Below are 652 nucleotides of genomic sequence, written 5' to 3'. Positions count from 1 at the left end.
CCTATGCCATGGGCGGAGGTTTCGCCATCTCCGCCCTCGATGCCACGGACCCGGCGGACAGTGAGTACCTGTCGCCGTGGAGCGACATCACCGTGAACATTCCCGACAACCCGGACGCCGCATGGTGGTGCGCCACGGAGGGCAACGTCATCATCGACACCAACAACAACTCGAAAGAGCTGGTGGATGCGCTCGTTGGAGCTGGGATCATCACCCTTACGGATCGCGTCTGCCATTCCGGCTACTGCACCTACCCGTTCGCCAAGGTCGCCCCGTGGGCGATGGAGGCCATGGGTACCTACAAGGAGACCATCGACCGGCTGACCGCCGACCGGCAGGCGGAACGTCAGCCGGACGCACCCACGCTCCGGGGCGCGGCGGAGCAGGCCCGACAGGCATCCGAACAACTCACGCAGGATACGCCGGGCATCAGTCCGGCACGGGAAAACAACAGATAGGAGGCAGCCATGCCACAGGAAGACAGGATATATTCGACGGGCCGGGAGGCCATCGAATCACTCAGGGACGACTACCGGGACTTCAATGATGACCCGGACGAATCCTTCGAGGAGTTCGCCGGGGATGTCCTCGACATCTTCAACGCCGCGCCGGACGCGGTGTACTCCTACGATCCGCAGATCAGGCCGGGTTC

Annotated in this window: 2 protein-coding genes; both read left to right on the top strand. The window is 63.5% G+C overall.

Annotated features, from left to right (window positions below; all coding sequences use genetic code 11):
* Nucleotides 1-458, top strand: a 458-nt coding sequence (locus B5G37_RS14815) for a DUF4313 domain-containing protein (protein ID WP_143483017.1), incomplete at its 5' end; no start/stop codon positions are given.
* Between the two features lie 9 nt (nucleotides 459-467).
* Nucleotides 468-652 (top strand): hypothetical protein (locus B5G37_RS14810; RefSeq protein WP_143483016.1); only part of this gene is annotated, 185 nt, incomplete at its 3' end.

Origin of the sequence: Pseudoflavonifractor sp. An85 (assembly GCF_002161235.1) — a bacterium.
In the GTDB taxonomy this organism is placed as follows: domain Bacteria; phylum Bacillota; class Clostridia; order Oscillospirales; family Oscillospiraceae; genus Enterenecus.
The sequence above is the reverse complement of the archived record's forward strand: the minus strand, read 5'-3'. Positions and strand labels throughout refer to the sequence as shown.